This is a genomic window from Acidobacteriota bacterium, from assembly GCA_034211275.1.
Lineage (GTDB): Bacteria > Acidobacteriota > Thermoanaerobaculia > Multivoradales > JAHZIX01 > JAGQSE01.
On the sequence record JAXHTF010000002.1, the window covers coordinates 62,937 to 82,176 of the forward strand.

The following is a 19,240-nucleotide window of genomic DNA, read 5'->3' on the forward strand; positions in this document are numbered from 1 at the left end:
TTGAGGAGAGAAGACATCAAAAGATAGCTGAAAAAAGCAGCCCGATGACCTTCCTGATCCATCGCCTGGTGGGCGAACGCACACTGCTGCGTACGGTGGAGGGCGACAGCCTCACCATCGGCCGCGGCGCCGCGGCGGACGTGCGCCTGGACGATGCCGCGGTGGCGCTGGAGCACGCGGAAATCCGCCGAGAGGGCAAGCATTGGGTGCTCGTGGACCGCGGCAGCGTCACCGGCACCTACCGCAATGGCCGGCAGGTGGAGCGAGAGACCCTGAGCGGGGACGACACGGTGGAGATCGGCGGCTACCGCCTGCGTTTCCAGGTCACCCACCCCGAAGATCCCCTGTTCGTCCACTTCTCCCCCATCGAGAGTGCCGTCGAGGCCGCGGCGCCGGCGGAGCCTCGGGAGAAGGCGACCGACGAGGCTTTGGATACCGCCACCTTCGAGGTCCCGGTGAACCCCACCGACGGGTCCGCCGCACCGGAAGAGCTCGCCCCCGCCGGGCACGAGCGGCCATCGGCCCCAACGCCGTCGCCTAGAGTTCCGGACCAGCCAGCACCGACCCAGCCAGCACCGGTCAAGCCAGCACCGGTCAAGCCAGCACTGGCGCCGGCCCCGCCGGAGGCCGTGGACTATGCCGCCGCCTACTCCCTGGCCCGACCGGGGTGGACCAAGGGAGCCCTCACCGTCGCCCTCACCGTCGTCGCCCTGATCACGGTGGCGGCCCTCGCCGCTGGCAGCCACCGCCCCCTGATGCCGGGGATCTCCAGCGCCCACGCCCTCATCGTCGCCGAGGACACCGCCCCGGCCGCTGCCCCAGGGGAGAATGCTGCCGGCGGTGCCTTTCTCAACAGCGAAGCCCGCCGCATCGCCACCCGTGGCTGCGCCGCTTGCCATCGTCCCTGGCGGGGGCCGGCAGCGGTGGAGGATGGCTGCGTCGCCTGCCACGGCGATCAGGGCGAGCCCCACGCCGCCGCCTTGGCCTCCAGCCCCTCGGCGGCGGCGGCCCCCGCCTGCGCGTCCTGCCACCCCGAGCATCGTGGCCAAGACCTGGTGCGCCGCGCCGTTGCCGCCGACTGCACCCCCTGTCACCGGGAGCTCTCAGCGGTGGTGCCCAACGCTACCGTCACACCGCAGGTGACCTCCTTCGCCAGCGATCACCCCGAGCTAGTGGTCACTTTGCCGGCGTCCCGGTCGGATTCGGGAGGAGAGGAGGGACCGCGCCGGCTGTCCGTGGCGGAAGCCGCCGGGGCCGATCCCGGCACGGTGGATTTCGGCCACCGAGTGCACCGGGTACAGCAGGAGGCAACCGGGGCTTCGCCGGCGCAGACCCTCCGCGGTCCCGACGGGCCGGTGGCGTTGGTGTGCGGCGATTGTCACGTCGCCGACGACGACACCGGCCGGATGCAGCCGGTGAGCTTCGAGAACCACTGCCAGAGCTGTCATCGGCTGAGCTTCGACGAGCGACTGCCCGACCGCCAAGCCCCCCACAGCACGCCGCGGGAAGTGGTGGACTCTTTGCTGGGTCTCTACAGCGGCAGCGAGTGGGGCCCGGACGCCGCCGTCTCGTTGCGGGATCGGCGGCTGGAAGTGATCACCGGCGGTGGCCGGCAGAAGCTACCGCCGGGGGTGGACCGCCAGGTAGCCGACGCCGCCCGCACTCTCTTCCGTGCCGGCTGCGATTTCTGTCATCGAGTGGATCTGGACGCCGTGCCCCTGCCGACGGTGGCTCCGGCGGCGATTCCGGAGCGCTGGATGCCCGGCGCCCGCTTCTCCCACCTGGGCCACCGCAACGTGGCCTGCAGCACCTGCCATCCCGATGCCGCCACCAGCGAAGCCAGCGCCGACGTGCTGATGCCCGGCATCGCCGCCTGCCGCGGCTGCCACGGCGCGGGCTCCTCGCCCACTGCAAGCCTTGCCGAAGACCGTGGCCCGGCGGCCTGGGGCGGCGCCCTCGCCTGCGCCCAATGCCACGGATATCACCGCACCGAATTCTCTCGGCCGGCGCCACCGGTGACCGCCGCCGGCCCTTCCCCTTGGAGGAGACCCGGATGAGACTCCTACCCCCTCGGCTCCCTTCCCGCGTCTCGAGCTCTTCCGCGTCGAGCGGTTCCGCCTCGGGACTTCGCGGACACTTGCCGCTGCTTGTCATGCTGCTAGCGCTGCCGCTCGTGCCGGCGCTGGATCTGCTGGCCCAGCATCGCCCCGGGCGTCCCGGGGATCCCGGCGGCGGTGGAGGAGGGTTTGAGGATCCTGGTGGGGCAGTGGCGGACCCCGGCGCTCCCCCAGGGGGCATCGGTGGCCCGGCCGGGCCCGGTGGCTTGCCTGGCCGGCCCGGACCTGGTCGGCCCGGGACTGATCCGCGACCGGCGGTGCCGCCGGTGTGCGCCAACGGCGAGAGTGCCCTTTCCGCAGCTGAGGCGGACTCGCTGGTGCGCGCCGCCGCCGGCGCCCTCGACGAGGCCACCATGACGGTGGCGGTGGTGGATCGCCTGGGCAGGCCCCTGGCGGTTTACCGCAAGGGCGGGCCGGTGCTGGACGACGCCGACGTGGCGGTGGGGCTGGCGCGCACCGGCGCGTTCTTCTCCAACGACCAGGCGCCCCTGTCCTCCCGCACCGTGCGTTTCATCAGCGGCGTGCACTTCCCGCCGGGGGTGGCCCGGACCCCCAACGCCGCCCTCTACGGCATCGAGAACACCAACCGCGGCTGCGACCTGCAGGTGACCTTCATTGGTGGTCAGGCGGTGCCGCCGGCGCGCTCAGTGGTCAACGGTGGTTCGTGCGACGCCAATGACGACCGCGGCTGCGGCAGCGGCCCGGTGACCGGCAAGCCCCAACCCTTCGACACCCACGACGGCTCGCCGGTGCACGACCCCTCCGCGGTGGCGGTCAACCCCGGCGGCATTCCCCTCTACCGCGGCACCGCGGTGGTGGGCGGTCTGGGGGTTGTGGCTCCCGGTGCGCCCCCCGACCACGCCGAGTTCGCGGCGCTGGCGGCGGCGCTCTCGGTGCCGGGGCTGGCGCCGCTGCCGGATCCCCTCCCCGACCCCGGCGTGGTCTTCATCGACGGCGTGCGGCTGCCCTTCGTCCGCCAGCTGGAGCGCCCGGCGAATAGCGCCGCCGATGGTCCTCAGCTGGCCCCCTTGGCCCTCGGCCCGGCGGACGGGGCCTGCGCGCCGGAAGGCTGGCTGGCGGGGCCGGTGGCGGGCAACGGCCTCGGCGTCGCCGAGGTGGATCAGCTGGTCAACCAGAGCATCGACGCCGCCCACCGCACCCGGGCGCTGATCCGCCTGCCCAACGCCGCCGGGGATCGGGCGCGCATGGTCATCGCCGTCTCCGACCTCGACGGCGAGATCGTCGGCCTCTATCGCATGGCCGACGCCACGGTCTTCTCCATCGACGTAGCGGTGGCCAAGGCGCGCAACGTTGTGTGGTTCAGCCAGGGCAATCTGCCCGGGGTGGCACCGGGGGTGGCGGTGACCAACCGCACCATCGGCTTCGCCGCCCAGCCGCTGTACCCGGCGGGCATCGACGGCACCCCCCCCGGGCCGTTCTTCGATCTCTTCCGCCGCGATTGGGCCAACCCCTGCGCCGAGGGCTTCGACCCGGCGAGCCCCAACCGCAACGGCGTGGTCTTCTTCCCCGGCTCCATTCCCCTCTACCGCAACGGCCGGCTGGTGGGCGGGCTGGGCATCAGCGGTGACGGCGTGGAACAGGACGATTACGTTTCCTTCCTCGGCGCCGCCGGCTTCCTGCCGCCGGAGGATCGATGGGCGGACCGGGTCAAGCTGCGCGGTGTGCGCCTGCCCTTCCTGCGATTCCCGCGCAATCCGGAGGGTTGAGTTGAAGCGTTCCTTCCATCCTGCCCTCGCGGTTCTGGGAGCCGGGCTTCTGGGCGTAGTGATGTTGGCTGTGTCCCTCCCGGCGGCGGCTCAGGAGAAGGCTGGGGCCCGGCTCGAGATGGACGGCGGCACCCTGCTGTGGAGCGGCGATCCGCGGCCCACCTTCGAGGGGGTCACCGGCGCTCCCCCGGGCTCGGTGGTGACGGTGATGCTGGAGACGGTGACGCTGGAGAGGGAAGCCGAAGAAGGGAAAGCACCGCCAGAACCCCAGCGGGCGGAGACCACCGTCGGCGAGCGCGGGCACTTTCGCCTCGCCTGGCCCCGGGATCTGGCCGCCGGCGGTTACCGGGTGGCGGTGGCGGTGACCGCGGCGGAGGATCCCCAGCGCGTCCTGGCCCAAGCTCGGGCGACCCTGGTGGTGCAGCTCGGCGAAGGGCTGCCGCGGCGGCCGCTGGTGGCGCCGCCGCTGGATTACGCGCCGCCTTTCGAGCCGGCGGCAGATCGCTTCGAGGCCTTCACCGACCGCTGGCGCATCGTGCCGCCGCCCTACGAATTGAATGCCCAGGGCTCCCGCTGGGATCCCTACAACCAGAACGTCCTCAAGGGCGACTACCCGGTGAAGGGCAACGACATCTTCTTCGTCCTCACCGGCATCTCCGACACCCTGGTGCAGGGGATGAACCTGCCCACCCCCGCCGGCGTCTCCACCGCCGAGCCCGGCTCCATCGAATTCTTTGGTGAGGACGGCCAGCTCTTCCTCAACCAGAACGTGGTGATCTCCGCCGAGCTCTTCCGCGGCGACACCGCCTTCAAGCCCATGGACTGGCGCATCAAGGCGACCCTGGTGGGGAACCTCAACCACCTGGAGACTCAGGAGAACGCGGTGGTCAAGCCCGATGTGCGGGAGGGCACGGACCGCACCGACGGCCGGGCGTCGCTGCAGGAATTCTTCGTCGAGAAAAAGCTGGCGGACCTCTCCACCAGCTACGATTTCCTGTCCCTGCGGGTGGGCATCCAGCCCTTTTCCAGCGACTTCCGGGGCTTCGTCTTCACCGACACCAACCTCGCCCTGCGCCTCTTCGGCAACGCCGACTCCAACCGCTGGCAATACAACCTCTATCTTTCCGAGCGGCTGGAGAAGGACACCAACAGCGGTCTCAACCTCTTCGAGCTGCGCGACCAGCAGGTGGCGGTGGCCAACGTCTACCGCCAGGACACCTTCGCCCTGGGCTGGACCCATCAGCTCTCGCTGCACTATTTGCGCGACGAGCCCAGCTTCTTCTTCGACCGCAACGGCTTTCTGGCGCGGCCGGACCCGGTGGGCTCTTTCACCCCCCACGAGGTGGAGGCCTTGTACCTGGGCTGGACCAGCTTCGGCCACTCCGGGCGCCTCAATATCGACCACGCCCTGTACTACGTCACCGGCGAGGACAGCCTCAACCCCATCGCCGGCGAGGATCTCTTCGCAGGCCGCTCCGACGTCGACATCTCGGCCTTCTTCGGCGCTCTGGAGCTCTCCATCGACCGCAATTGGTATCGCCCCAAGCTGTCGCTGCTCTATGCCTCCGGCGACGACTCCCCCACCGACCGCGACGCCGAGGGCTTCGACGCCATTTTCGACAACCCCGCCTTCGCCGGCGGCGGTTTCTCGTTCTGGAACCGTCTGGGGATCCGCCTCGCCGGCACCGGCACCGGCCTGGTCAACCGCGGCAGTCTGCTGCCCAACCTGCGGAGCTCGAAGGAAGAGGGGCAGCCCAACTTCGTCAACCCCGGCCTGCTGCTGGCCAGCGCCGGTCTCGACCTGGAGCTCACCCCCGAGCTCAAGGCGGTGGCCACCGCCAACTATCTGCGCTTCGACTCCACCGAAGCCATCCAGCTGTTGCTCTTCCAAAGCGACATCGACGAGGAGATCGGCTGGGACCTCTCTCTGGGTGCCCGCTGGCGGCCCTACCTCAACAACAACGTGGTCCTGCTGGCGGGAGTCGCCGCCTTTCTCCCCGGCGCCGGCTTCGAAGACATCTACCAGAGCGACGACAGCCTCTACATGGGCTTCGTCAACCTCACCCTGACCTTCTGAGGAGGCGCTTCCGTCATGCATCCAGCCCGTAGCTCGCGCTCCCGTAGCCTGGCCGTCCTCCTAGCCTTGGGCGTCAGGGCCCTGATGGTGGCGGTGGCGCTGCTCGGGGTGAGCTGGAGCCCTGGAGTGGTCACAGCGGAGCCGCCTCCGGCGCCGGCGGCTCATCCCCTGATGCTACAAAGCGCCGAGACCGCCGCCGCCGGCAGCCGCGGGTGCCTCTCCTGCCACCTGGGGGTGGAGAAGATGCACGCCTCGCCGGCGGTGCAGCTCTCCTGCGTCGACTGCCACGGCGGCGATGCCTCTGCGAGAGTGGCGGATGGCGACGAGCCCGGCTCCGAGGCCTACCGCCGCGTCCGGGAGCAGGCTCACGTGGCACCGCGCTTCCCGCAGCGCTGGGCCGGTGCCGACGGCGAGCCCAGCTCCGCCAATCCGGTGCGTTCCTACACCCTGCTCAACGACGAGTCGCCGGAGTTCATCCGCTTCGTCAACCCCGGCGATCTGCGGGTGGCCGGGGAGACCTGCGGGCCGTGCCACGACGGCCACGTGGACGCGGTGATCAAGAGCCCCATGACCACCTCCGCCATCTTCTGGGCCGCCGCCGCCTACGCCAACGGCATCGTCGGCCCCAAGAGCGCGTTCTTGGGGGAGAGCTATGCCGCCGACGGCACCGCCCAAGGCCTGGTGGATCATCCTACCGAGGAAGAACGTGCCCGCGGCGCCGTGGAGCGGCTGCTGCCCCTGCCGCGGTGGGAGGTGGTGCAGCCCGGCGAGTATTTCCGCGCCTTCGAGCGCGGCGGCTTGCTCCAGCCGTCCTTCTTCCCGGAGATCGGCAACCCCAGTCCCTTCGACGAGCCCGGCCGACCGGACATCCGGGTCTCCAACCGTGGCCGCGGCACCGGTCTGCGCATCAGCCCGGCGGTGATCAATCTGCACAAGACCCGTCTCAACGATCCCCACCTCTCCTTCCTGGGCACCAACGACCATCCTGGGGACTACCGCTCCAGCGGCTGCACCGCCTGCCACGTGGTCTACGCCAACGACCGCGAGCCGCTGCACTCCGGGCCGTGGGCGGAATATGGCCACCGCGGCACCAGCGCCTCCGCCGACCCCACCATTCCCCGCGGCGAGAGCGGCCACCCGGTGGCCCACCGGCTGACCCGGGCGGTGCCCACCAGCCAGTGCATGAGCTGCCACATGCACCAGCCCAACGCCTTCGTCAACACCTACCTGGGCTACACCATGTGGGATTACGAGACCGACGGCGAGCACCTGTGGCCGGAGCAGCAGCGCAACCCCACCGCCGCCGAGCGCCGCGCCGCCTTGGAAGCCAACCCGGAGGGGGCGGTGGTGCGCGGGCTGTGGAGCGATCCGGAGGTGCTGGCGGCGGTCTCGGAGCTCAACCCGGATCTCCAGCACACGCAATTCGCCGACTACCACGGCCACGGCTGGATCTTCCGCGCCGTGTTCAGCCGCGACCGCGCCGGCCGCCTGCTGGACGGCGACGGCGAGGTGGTGCCCTTCGACGACCCGGAGCGCTTCGCCAGGGCGGTGCACCTCAAGGACATCCACCTGGAGCGCGGCATGCACTGCGTCGATTGCCACTTCTCCCAGGATGTCCACGGCGACGGCAACCTCTACGGCGAGTACGGCGATGCCATCGAGATCGAGTGCAGCGATTGCCACGGCAGCGCCGCCCAGCGCGCCACTCTGCGCACCACCGGCCCGGCGGCTCCCGCTGGTGGCACCGACTTGAGCCTCGCCAACACTCCCTGGGGTCAGCGCCGCTTCCGCTGGCGCGGCGACACCCTGGTACAGCGCTCCATGCTCGACCCCGACCTCGAGTGGGAGGTAGTGCAGGTCCAGGACACGGTGACTCCCGGCCATCCGCGCTACAACCCGCGCTCCCGCCGCGCCAAGCTGATGACCACCGACGGCACCTGGCTGGAGGCCGACGAGGCGTCGGTGAACCGCGCCCTGGGAGCCGAGCCGGCGCGCCTCGCCCACCGCGACGAGCGCATGACCTGCTACTCCTGCCACTCCTCCTGGGTCACCTCCTGCTTCGGCTGCCACCTGCCCCAGGAGGCCAACGTGCGCTCGAAGATGAACCACTACGAGGGCACCGAGACCCGTAACTACGCCAGCTACAACCCCCAGGTGATTCGCACCGACGTCTACATGCTGGGCTTGAACGGCGCCACCAAGGGTGGCCGCATCGCGCCGCTGCGCTCCTCCAGCGCCCTGGTGCTCTCCTCCACCAACGCCAACCGCAAGCGCTTCTACACCCAGCAGCCGCCCATCTCGCGACCGGGCTTTTCCAGCCAGGCGTTCAATCCTCACGTGCCCCACACCGTGCGCAGCGCCGAGACCAAAGGCTGCAGCGACTGCCACCTCTCGGAGGACGGCGACAACAACGCCTGGATGGCCCAGCTGCTGACCCTCGGCACCGGCTTCGTCAACTTCATCGGCCACAACGCCTGGGTGGCGGAGGGGCATCACGGCCTGGAGGCGGTGACGGTCACCGAGTGGGAGGAGCCCCAGGCGGTGCTGGGCAGCTATCTCCACCGCCTGGCCTACCCCGACGACTTCCAGCACCACCGGGACGAGGACCTGGTCTTGCACCACGGCCATCACCACGACGGCGGCGGCGGCGAGGTGGTGGATCTCCAGCTCCGCGGCGAGTATCTCTACACCGCCAAGGGCCACGGCGGCTTCGAGGTCTTCGATGTCGCCAATATCGACAACGCCGAGTTCTCCGAGCGCATCGTGACGGCGCCGGTCTCGCCCCTGGGGCAACGCACCGCCGTGGCCACCGCTGACGCTGCGGCCGTCGCTCTGCCCACCAACATGCCCATGGCCTTCGACCGCACGCCGCCGCCGGAGGCTTTGGAGCAGCCCATCCACCCCATCTACCGCTACGCCTTCGTCGCCGATCGGCAGGAGGGGCTGGTGTTGGTGGACGTCGCCACCCTCACCGACGGCGAGCCGCGCAACAACTTCCTGGAGCGCGCCCTGACCTACAACCCGCAGGGCCGGCTCGATGGCGCCGCCGCTCTCACCGTCGCCGGCACCTGGGTCTATGTGCTCTCCGACGCCGGCCTGGTGGTGCTCGATTTCAACCAGCCCTTGGAGCCGCGGGTTGCGGCGGTGTTGCCGGGCTTCGCCGAGCCCACCGCGGTGGCGGTGCAATTCCGCTACGCCTTCATCACCGGCGCCGAGGGGCTGTCGGTGGTGGACATCACCGACCCGGAGAACCCCATCCTCGCCGCCCGGCTGGAAGAGACGGGCAAGGCCTGGAGCGTCTACCCGGCGCGCACCTACGCCTACGTGGCAGCGGGGGAGCGGGGGCTCTTCGTGGTCGACATCGAGCGCCCCGAGAGCCCGCGGGTGGATCAGGTGGTGAGCGGCTTCACCGACGCCCGGGACGTTCAGATCGGCGCCACCAACGCCAGCCTCTTCGCCTACGTCGCCGATGGCGCCGGCGGCCTCAAGGTGCTCCAGCTCACCTCGCCGGAGACGGTGCCCGGCTATCTGGGCTTCAGCCCGCGTCCGGCGCCGCAGCTCATCGCCGTCTATCCCACCGAGGGGGAGGCGCTGGCGCTCTCCCGGGGCCTCGACCGCGACCGCGCGGTGGACGAGAGCGGTCACCAGGTGAGCGTCTTCAACCGCATCGGCGCCCGCCCCTTCAACCGCGCCGAGATGGAGCGCCTCTTCCTGCGCGACGGTGAGATTTTCACCGTGGGGGATGACCCCGGGGAGGAGGAGCCCTCCGCCGCAACCTCCGCCGCAACCGCCGAAACACCCTCCGTTCCAACAGCACCCGCGAGGAGATGACCATGAGAGCCGCCCACCCGCATCATGTCCAGATCCTGCCGGCGCTGCTGCTGGCCATCGGCGTTCTCGCCCTCGCGGCCCAGGCGCCCGCCCAGACCGCAACCCAAACGCCCGCCCAGACCGCGAGCCAGCCAGCAAGCCAGCCCGAGGCGGTGCCCGGGGGCTATGTTGGCGTCGCCGCCTGCGCTTCCACCGTCTGCCACGGCAGTACCGTGCCCCGGGACGCCTACCCGGTGCTGCAGAACGAGTACTTCACCTGGCAGCAGAAGGACTTCCACGCCCAGGCCTACAACGTGCTGCTGGGGGAGCGCTCGCGGATCATCGCCAGCAATCTGGGACTGGTGGCGGCCCACGAGGCGGGCCAATGCCTCGACTGCCACGCCCTCACCCCACCGCCGGAGCGCGTCGCCGGGCGGCTGGAGATCGAGGACGGCGTCACCTGCGAGAGCTGCCACGGCGCCGCCGGCGGCTGGCTCGAAGGTCACCGCTCCGACGGTTGGGAGTATGAGGATTCCGTCGAGGCGGGGATGACGGATCTGCGCTCGCTGCCGGTGCGCGCCGAGCTCTGCCTGGGCTGCCACCTGGGGGACGTGGAGCGTACCGTCGATCACCGGCTCATCGCCGCCGGTCATCCGGCGCTGGTCTTCGAGCTGGACAATTTCGCCGCCGCCATGCCGCCCCATTGGAATCCTCCCGCCCAGCGCGGGGAGGAGCTGGCGGGGGCGCGGGTCTGGGCCCAGGGTCAGCTCTTTTCCTTCCGCAGCGGCCTGGAGCAGCTGGCTCGCCGGGCCGAGGCGGGTCCGTGGCCGGAGTTCGCCGAGATGCGCTGCGACTCTTGCCACCACGGTTTGCAGGAAGAGCGTTGGCGCCGCGGCGTCCGGCGCCCGGTGGGGCTGCCGCGGTGGAGCCCGGCGCGCTGGGCGGCGCTGCGGCCGCTGGTCTCGGCGGCGGAGCCTGGGCGCCTGGCAGAGCTGGACCGCCGGGTGGCGGCGGTGGCCGCCGGGGTCGCGGACCTGGGAACCCCGAGGGCCCAGGTGGCGCGCCGTGCCCGGGGGTTGGCGGAGCAGTTGGCGGCGGTGGCTCCACGGCTGGAGGCCTTGCGCTGGGATCCCCAGCGCGTGCGCTCCATGTTGATCACCGTCGCCGCCACCGACGGGCCGGCGAATCTTTCCGCCGGCTACGACACGGAGGTCCAGCTCTTCCTGGCCGCCAACACTCTCACCGGCGAGCTCTTCCGCTGGAACCCCGAGCTCGCCTCCAACACCGCCCTGTTGGGCACCCTCCAGGGTCTCGACGACGCTCTCCGGGATCGCTCCCGCTACGCACCGGCGAAGGTCGAAGCGCTCCGTGCCCGTCTCGCCAACCAGGTCAGGAGGCTCTCGCCATGAAATCCCAAGCCCTTTCGTCCCGAGCGTCTTCGTCCCGGGCGTTTCCTATCTCGGCGTTGCTGCTAGGGCTCGTGCTGCTGGGGTCGCTGGCCTTGCCGCTGCCGGCCCTTGCCGCAGACTCCTCCATCAGCAATGCGGAAGTGGCCTTCGCCTTCGGCCTCGCCGCCTACCATCGGGGCGACTACGAGGAAGCGGAGGAACGCTTCGAGGAAGCCCTCGCCGCCAACCCGGATCACCCGACCGCCGGCGCCTGGCTGCAGCGCGCCCGGGCGGCGGGAGACGGTGCGGAGGAAGGCGGCCCACCGGCGTCCTCGCCGGATTCCCTGAGCGTCTTCGGCGCCCTGCCCCCGTGGGAGCTGGAGCTGCGGGCGGCGGTGGCTCGGGACGACAACGCCCTGCTGCTCTCCGACGACTCCCGCGCCACGGTGCCCGACCGCGGTACCTTCGACGGCCCCACCTCCGACACCGTCGCCCAGCTGGGGGCGCGCATCGAGCTGCGGCCCCTGCGGGACAAGGGAGGTTGGACTTTGGCCTTGGTGGGCGAGGGCTATCAGGCGCTCTACGACGACCTCGACTTTCTCGACTTCACCCGCCTCCAAGGCGGCGTGAGTCTCGCCTGGGGCGGCGATCCGGCGGGCTTTACCGCTGGCCCCCTGGGCTATTTGCGGGTGCCCGAAGCCCACCGCCGCCTGGGGCTCTTGTTGCAGGCGCGGATCACCGACGATTCGCTGGATGGCGAGGGCCTGCTCACTTCTACCGCCGTTTCCGGCTCGCTCTTCCTCTTCCAAGGCAACGCGGGCCGCACTCGTCTGTCCGCGACGGTGACGGAGCAGGATTACTCTGACGACGGCGTCGGAACCTTCGAGGCCAGCGGCACGGTGACCGAGGCGGAGCTGGCCCAGACCTTCTACTTCGGCTCGCGCCACCGGTTCCTGCGCCTCACCGCCGCCGCCGGTCAGCGAGACGCCGGCGAGGCCTTCGATGACGACCGGTTCCGCGGCGGCGGCGAGCTGGCCCTGCCCCTGGGCAACGCCTGGACCCTCACCCTGTGGGGCTCGGTGGAACAGCGGGAGCGGGACCGGGTGGAATCCAATCCCCTTTTCGGCATCTTTCCGGTGGACGCGGCCCGGGAGGACACCCTCACCCGCACCGGTGCCAGCCTCTCCTGGGCGGTGACGCCGCGGTTGCTCCTGACCGCCCGCGGCTCCCGCACCGACCGGGACGCCGACCTGGGGCCGGTGGCGGAGCAATTCTTGGATCTCGATTACCAACGGACGGTGGTGGCGGTGGGTCTACGCTGGTTCTTCCTCGGTGGAGGTGCGCGATGAACGTCCTCGGCTCTTCGAAACGATTCCTTCCCGATGCCCGGAAGGTCCTTCTACTCGGGCCCCTGGCCCTGGCCCTCGTCCTCCTGTCGGTGGTCTCCGGTGCTCAAGAGGCCAGTGCCCAGGAAGTCGGACTGATGGTAGAGGTGGTGGAACAGGTCACCGGCACCCCCGCCGGCGGCACCGCGGCAGCTCTGGCGGTGACCGATCCGGTGCTCCTGGACATGGCCGTAGAGACCGGCCCGGCCTCCTACGGCGCTATGACCTTCGGCCAGGCCGGCTCGTTGCAGCTGGGCGCCGAGACCCGCATGGTGATCAGCCGCCAGGTGGTGGACGCCGCCACCGGCGAGAGCGACTCGCTCCTCTCCATGCTCCTGGGCAAGGTGCGGCTGGCTCTCTCCGATGTCTTCCGCGGACTGGTGGAGATCGACACTCCCACCGCCACCATCGGCGTCAAGGGCACCACTCTGGTGGTGGCGGTGGCGCCCTCCGGCGACACCACCGTGTGGGTCTTGGAGGGGGAGGTGGAGGTGACCTCCAAGGCCGGCGGCCGGACCCTCATCCTCACCGCCGGTGATTCTGCCGTGGTCTCCCGCGGCCGCCCGGCGGCCGGCCCGACACCCTTCGATCCCGAATCCGGCGTTGCCGCCGTGCGGGTGCTGCCGCCGGTGCTCGCCGAGCCCTCGGAGCAGGTGCCGGAAGATCCGCCCTTTGGCCCCGACGTCGACGACCTGCCCCCGGACCGCGGGGATCCGCAGGACCCCAACGATGGCTTTACCAACGACGGCTACTTCGTGGGCCACGGTGGTGGGGAAAGCTCCACAGCCAACGACCCGTCGCCGAATGAAGCCGCTTCGGTGACGCCGGAGACCGGCCCCGAACCACCGCCGGGAGCCTCGCCGAGGTAGGCGGTGAGCCGTCACCGCATCATCGCGCTGATCCTTGGCATGGCGGCCTCCCTGGCCGTGTTGGCGGTGGAGTGGAGCGGTGTGCTGGAGCCGGTGGAGGCGGTGGTCACCGATCTCCAGATGCGCCTGCGGGGACCGCAGCCGGCGGATGAGCGGGTGGTACTGGTGGCCGTCGACGCCGCCAGCATCGACGCCCTGGGGCGCTGGCCCTGGCCCCGCACCTGTCTGGCGGAGCTGGTGGACCGGCTGGTGGCGGCGGACGCGCGGGTGGTGGCTTTCGATCTGGTGCTCTCGGAGGCCACCCGCTCACCCCCGGGAGTCGACCTGTCGGGAGAGGACGAGGCCCTGGCGAGCTCCCTGGCGGTGGCGCCGGAGGTAGTGCTGGGCTACTTCTTCCGTCACCGGCTTCCTCCGGACCAGCGGGAGGGCTCCGGCGGTTGCGGCCCGGCGCCCCTGGCCGGCGGTATCGGTGAATGCTACGCCCCACCGTCCGCCGGCGAGGGCTCGACGGCCACCGGGCCCCTGGCCCCGTGGTCGGTGCAGCAGGTCCTGGGCGGGCCCTATCCCGTTCCCCAGCGGCCGGCGGTGGAGGCCAACCTGGAGCTCTTTGCCCGCCAGGTGAGCGCCCAAGGCTTTTTCAGCCACGAGCGCCAGCAGGGGGTTCAGCGCCGCTACGAGCTGATCAACGGCTACCGCAGTCGCTACTACCCGGCGCTGGCGCTGGCGGCGGTGGCGCGCTTCACCGGCGAGCCGGTCTCCCTGCGGCCGTACCAGGGCAGTCTTCCGGAGGTGCGCATCGGCGAGCAGGCGGTGCGCGCCGACGAGCACGGGAGGCTGTGGCTCAACTACCGCGGCGGCGCCGGCAGCTTCACCACCTTCTCGGCGCTGGCGGTGCTGCGGGGCGAGGTGCCGGCGACGGCGTTGGCGGATCGGCTGGTCTTCATCGGCGCCACCGAGACCGGCATCGGCGATATCGCCGCCACCCCCTTCGGCGCCGAGGTTCCGGGGGTCGAAGTTCACGCCACCGCCGCCGACAACCTGCTCAACCAGCGCTTCCTCCACGACACGGCGCTGCAATACCTGGTCTCCCTGCTGGCGCTGCTGCTTTTGGGGCCGCTGGTGGCGCTGCTGGTTTCGGTTATCGACCGTCATCTGTTGGGTTCGCTGGCGGCCATCGCTCTGGTCTTTTCCTGGCCCTTGATCAGCCACCTCGCTTTCCGCACCGCCGGCTGGCATCTGCAGACGGTGGCGCCGGTGCTCGCCGGCGGCGTCGCCCTGGTGGCGGCTTTGCGCTATCAGGTAGGCACCGTGGAGGCTCATGCGCGGTTTCTCCGCCGCGCCTTCCAGCGCTACGTCTCCGGGGCGGTGGTGGACGAGCTGGTGCGTCATCCCCACAAGCTCGAGCTGGGCGGTGAGGAGCGCATCATGACCGTGCTGTTCAGCGATATCCGTGGCTTCACCACCCTCTCCGAGGGGCTGGCGCCGGAGGAGCTGGTGGGGCTGCTGAACCAATTCTTCACCCCCATGACCCGCCTGGTGCTGGACGAGGGGGGCACCCTGGACAAATACATGGGGGACGCCCTCATGGCCCTCTTCGGCGCCCCGGTAGAGCAGCCCGACCACGCCCTCCGGGCCTGCCACGCGGCTCTCCAGATGCGCGCCGAGCTGCGCCTGCTCAACGCCCGATGGCACCAGGAAGGGCTCTTCGAGGGGCGGAGCGCAGAGATCGGCATCGGCATCGGCATCAACAGCGGCGAGATGGCGGTGGGCAATATGGGCTCGGACCAGGTCTTCGACTACACGGTGATCGGCGACAACGTCAACCTGGGATCGCGCATCGAGGGCCTGAACAAGCTCTACGGCACCGAGATTCTGTGCTCCGAGGGGACGGTGCGCGAGGTGGAGGCTCTGGAGGCGGGCTTCGATGCGCGGACCCAGACCGCGACGGATCTGGGCACGGTGGATCTGGCCCAGGGACTGGTCTTCCGGGAGGTCGACCGGGTGCGGGTCAAGGGAAAGAACGAGCCGGTGAGTCTCTATGAGCTAGTGGGCCAGCGCCCCCTGCCGGCGGAGATTCAGGCGCGCATCGAGACCTTCGGCCAGGGCCTGGCGTTCTATCGCCGGCGCCGCTTCCATCAGGCGGAGGCGCTCTTCCTCGAATTGCTCGAAGAGCACGGTGAGGACGGTCCCTCCCGCCTCTTCCTCGAGCGCTGCCGCCGCTACCTCGACGACCCGCCGCCGGAGGATTGGGACGGGGTCGAGACCCTGACCCGGAAATGAGCCCCAGCGATGAGAGTCAGTCCCGAGCCATGACCCCGATGAACGAGCTCCTACCGGAATTCCCCACGACCGGTTCTTGCAGCAGGAGGTGTCGTCATGAAGCAGTCTGAGTCGTTCGCGAATCCCCCGGCCGATCTCCGTTGGCGTTTCCCCTGTTGGCGTCACCCTTTCCGCAGTGGCTTTTCCCGCAGTGCCTTCGCCGCGGTGTGCCTGCTGTGGCTTACCGCCGGATCTCTATCCCACCCCGCCGGTGCTCAACTCGATGTCCCCGGCGCCCCACCGGTGGAGCTGCGACCTTCCGACCCCGCCGCCGGGGACCTCTTCGGCTGTGCCCTTTCGGTGGATGGCTCGGAGGTCGCCGTGGGTTCGGTCTACGACGACGACCGCGGTTCCGGATCCGGTTCGGTCTACGTCTTCGCCGCCGCTGGCCAGGGGCAGGAGACCAAGCTGCTGGCGGCGGACGGTGCTGCCGGTGACACCCTCGGCTTCTCCGTCGGGATCTCCGGCGATCGGGTGGTGGCGGGAGCTCCCAACCGCGCCGAGGTGGGCCAGCTCTCCGGCGCCGTCTACGCCTTCCGCCGCGATCAAGGCCAGTGGAGTCAGGAGGCCAAGCTGGTTCCGCCGAGCCTCGGGCCCCGGGACGAGCTGGGCCGTGCCGTGGCCATCGATGGATCGTTGGTGGCCGCCGGTGCCCCCGGCGACGACGACCGTGGCTCATCCGCCGGTGCGGTCTATGTCTACGACCTCGACGCCGGCACTGCGGCACCGCCGGCCAAGGTGCTGGCGGCGGACGGCGCCGTCGGGGACGGTCTCGGCTTTGCGCTCGCCCTAGACGGATCGCGGCTGCTGGCGGGAGCTCCCTTCGCTGACCCCCGGGGTCTGCAATCCGGTGCGGCCTACGTCTTCGAGCGTCAGGCTGGCGCCTGGGTGCAGGTGGCGCGGCTGGTGCCGTCGGACGGTACCGCCGGCGCCCTCTTCGGCGGCTCCATCGCTCTGGCGGGTAATCGCGCCGTCATCGGAGCGCGCTTGGAGGACGCCGCTCTCGACGGGGGTAGCGTCGCCAACGCCGGTGCGGTCTACGTTTTCGAGCGCCAGGGCGGCGCCTGGGTGGAGGTCGCCAAGCTCACCGCCCCGGACCTGATGGCCGGGGACGAGCTGGGGATCAGCGTCGCCCTGAGCGGCACCATGGACGAGGGGCGGATTCTGGCTGGCGCCCGCTTCGCCGCTTCCGGCGGCGCGGCGCGGGCCGGTGCCGCCTATCTCTTCGAAGGAGCGGGCGCTGCCTGGGAGGCGACTCTACGCCTCGCCGCCGATTCGCCGAGCCCGGGAGACGAGCTCGGCTTCGCCGTCGGGCTGGGATCTCTCGACGACCAAGGCGATCAGGATCTCTACGCTGGCACCTATCGCGACGACGGTGCCGGCCTCGACGCCGGGTCCGTTTACACGTATAGGAGAGGGGACGACGGCAGCGACGGCGGTGACGGCGGCGACGACGGCGGTGGTACTGGAGGCAGCAACACCGCAGATCTGACCGTAGACTTGGAAGGCAGCGCCTCCTCCAGCGCTCCGGCGGTGGCAGGGGGTATGACCACCTACACCCTCACCGCCACCAACCTCGGTCCCACCGGAGTTTCTTCGGCCTTGGTAACCCTCAGCGCGCCTCCTTCGAGCCTGACCTGCACCTTCGCCTGCACGGCTCAGGCCGGCGGAGGCTGCGGCGCGCCCTCCGGCTCCCTGCCCTTGGCGGACACGGCGAATCTGCCCGCCGGCGCTTCCACCATCTACGCCATCGACTGCGCCATCGACCCCGCGGCGCCCTCCTCCCTCAGCCTCATTGCCGCCATCAGCGCCCCCGACGGCACTCCCGACCCGGTGGTGGCCAACAACGAGGACTCGGTGACCACCCCGGTGATCCGGCGGGCGAACGTGGGCGTGACCAAGACCGCCACTCCCTCCACGGTGTGCCCCGGGGATGACCTCGAGTACCGGGTGACGGTGAGCCATCGGGCCGGCTCCGGCACCGCCCGGGTGACGCTGGAGGACATTCTGCCCCCCAACCTCGCCTGCTCCTGGGGGTGCAGCGCCAGCGGCGGTGCTGCCTGTCCCGCCGCCACCGGTACCGGTGATTTGCTGGAAGACCTGGTGCTGCCGCCGGCGAGCCAGGTGCTCTACTCCCTGGCTTGTGAGGTGCTGGACTCCGCCGCTGACATGCTGGTCAACATCGCCGAGCTGATTCCCGCGGAAGGCTTCGAAGATACCGACCCCGGTGACCAAACCGCCGTCGCCACCACCCCCGTGGTGTGCGAGGCGGATTTCCAGGTCACCAAGACCGCCGAGCCGGCGGAGGTGGCCGTGGGAGACACCCTTGCCTACACCATTACCGTGACCAACCTCGGCCCCGAACCGGCGGAGGCGCTGGTGAGCGATATGCAGCCGCCGGGGCTGGTTTGCTCCTGGCAATGCTCTGCGACCGGCGGTGGCAGCTGCACACTCCCCGGTGGCACGGGGGGCCTCCTGGACAGCGTCTTCCTGCCGCTAGGGGCGGTAGCCACCTACAGCCTCCCCTGCGAGGTGGTGGACGCCCCTCCCGGCGAGCTGGTCAATACCGCCGAGGCCACAACGCCCCCCGGCGTTCAGGATCCGAATCTCGCCAACAACAGCGCTAGCGCCACCGTCACCGTCACCGCCGTCACGGCCGATCTCTCGCTGGTGAAGAGCGACAATCAGGACTCCGCGGTCCAGGGCGGCCTGGTGGCTTACACGCTGGTGATCTCCAACGCTGGCCCTGGGGATGCGGAGGGCATCACGGTGATGGACCTGATTCCGGCCAACCTCGTGGGCGTGAGCTGGAATTGCGGTGGTCTGGTGGGGAGCGGTGATCTAGTGGCGACGGTGGACGTTCCCGCCGGCGGATCGGTGGTCTGCACCCTCTCCGGCACGACGCCGGAGACCTTCTGCGGAGACTTGGTCAACACCGCCACCCTCGAGCTGCCGGCGACGCTGCGGGATCCGGACTTCGAGGATTGGACCGACGAGGATCAAACCCTCATCGTGCCCGCGCCCGGCGCCGGCGGTACGTCCAATCTCTGCGCTTCCAAGGCCCTGCTCACCGGACCCCATGCGCCGGGGTCCCTGGTGAGCTACCGCATCCGGTTGTTCAACGGCGGGCCGGACCCGCTGATGGACGGTCTGGGCAATGAGTTCGAGGACGTGCTCCCGCCGGAGCTCGGGGGCGCCAGCGTGTCCGCCGACGGCGGCGTGGCGGTGATCCTGCCGGGCAATCTGCTGATCTGGAACGGCGCCATCCCCGCCGACGGGGTGGTCACCCTGACGGTGCAGGCGACGCTGCTCAACAACGTCCCGCCGGGCACCGTGGTGAGCAACCAGGGCTTCCTGGTCAACACCCCCACCGACAACCCCGACACGCCGGATCCCCAGGATCCCACCGTCTTCGTGGTCGCCACGATCGTCGAGATCCCGACTTTGGGAGCGGTGGGATTGGCTTTGTTGGTGGGGATCCTCGCCTGGGCGGGGCTGGTGGCGCTCCGGCGGCGGAGGGCTTGATCCGGAGGCACCCCGGCGGCGGT

General features: G+C 70.4%; 9 protein-coding genes. All 9 read left to right on the forward strand.

The genetic code is table 11. The annotated features are described in order from the left end of the window. The first annotated feature begins 44 nt into the window (after positions 1–44). The 9 genes from SX243_00880 to SX243_00920 all read left to right on the forward strand — a co-directional run bounded on the left by SX243_00880 (position 45) and on the right by SX243_00920 (position 19,217). The gene (locus tag SX243_00880; GenBank protein ID MDY7091503.1) at positions 45–2,057 is read left to right on the forward strand and encodes an FHA domain-containing protein; all 2,013 of its coding nucleotides are present in this window, start codon (positions 45–47) and stop codon (positions 2,055–2,057) included. A gap of 80 nt (positions 2,058–2,137) precedes the next feature. After that, a complete protein-coding gene (locus SX243_00885) occupies positions 2,138–3,844 on the forward strand; it encodes a heme-binding protein (protein MDY7091504.1) in 1,707 nt (568 codons plus the stop codon). A 1-nt stretch (position 3,845) separates the two neighbouring features. After that, entirely contained in the window at positions 3,846–5,921 is a 2,076-nt protein-coding gene (locus SX243_00890; protein ID MDY7091505.1) for a hypothetical protein, read from the forward strand. 15 nt (positions 5,922–5,936) lie between these two features. Then, on the forward strand, positions 5,937–9,752 hold the full coding sequence (locus tag SX243_00895) for a hypothetical protein (protein ID MDY7091506.1): 3,816 nt from the start codon (positions 5,937–5,939) through the stop codon (positions 9,750–9,752). Positions 9,753–9,754: 2 nt separating this feature from the next. Beyond that, a complete protein-coding gene (locus tag SX243_00900) occupies positions 9,755–11,140 on the forward strand; it encodes a multiheme c-type cytochrome (protein ID MDY7091507.1) in 1,386 nt (461 codons plus the stop codon). Further along, positions 11,137–12,468, forward strand: a complete 1,332-nt coding sequence (locus tag SX243_00905) for a tetratricopeptide repeat protein (GenBank protein MDY7091508.1) — start codon at positions 11,137–11,139, stop codon at positions 12,466–12,468. The genes SX243_00900 and SX243_00905 overlap by 4 nt, the downstream gene beginning before the upstream one ends. Beyond that, positions 12,465–13,373, forward strand: coding sequence for a FecR domain-containing protein (locus tag SX243_00910; GenBank protein MDY7091509.1), 909 nt, complete (start codon positions 12,465–12,467; stop codon positions 13,371–13,373). The genes SX243_00905 and SX243_00910 overlap by 4 nt, the downstream gene beginning before the upstream one ends. A 3-nt stretch (positions 13,374–13,376) precedes the next feature. Beyond that, complete coding sequence (locus tag SX243_00915; protein MDY7091510.1) at positions 13,377–15,653, forward strand: adenylate/guanylate cyclase domain-containing protein; 2,277 nt, start codon at positions 13,377–13,379, stop codon at positions 15,651–15,653. 96 nt (positions 15,654–15,749) lie between these two features. Then, positions 15,750–19,217, forward strand: a complete 3,468-nt coding sequence (locus tag SX243_00920; GenBank protein MDY7091511.1) for an IPTL-CTERM sorting domain-containing protein — start codon at positions 15,750–15,752, stop codon at positions 19,215–19,217. The last annotated feature ends 23 nt before the right edge of the window (positions 19,218–19,240 follow it).

Bases quoted from the DNA above. Each gene is read 5' to 3' on its own strand.
- SX243_00895 (MDY7091506.1), top strand. From the start codon at position 5,937: ATGCATCCAGCCCGTAGCTCGCGCTCCCGTAGCCTGGCCGTCCTCCTA.
- SX243_00920 (MDY7091511.1), top strand. From the start codon at position 15,750: ATGAAGCAGTCTGAGTCGTTCGCGAATCCCCCGGCCGATCTCCGTTGG.
- SX243_00910 (MDY7091509.1), top strand. From the start codon at position 12,465: ATGAACGTCCTCGGCTCTTCGAAACGATTCCTTCCCGATGCCCGGAAG.
- SX243_00880 (MDY7091503.1), top strand. From the start codon at position 45: ATGACCTTCCTGATCCATCGCCTGGTGGGCGAACGCACACTGCTGCGT.
- SX243_00900 (MDY7091507.1), top strand. From the start codon at position 9,755: ATGAGAGCCGCCCACCCGCATCATGTCCAGATCCTGCCGGCGCTGCTG.
- SX243_00905 (MDY7091508.1), top strand. From the start codon at position 11,137: ATGAAATCCCAAGCCCTTTCGTCCCGAGCGTCTTCGTCCCGGGCGTTT.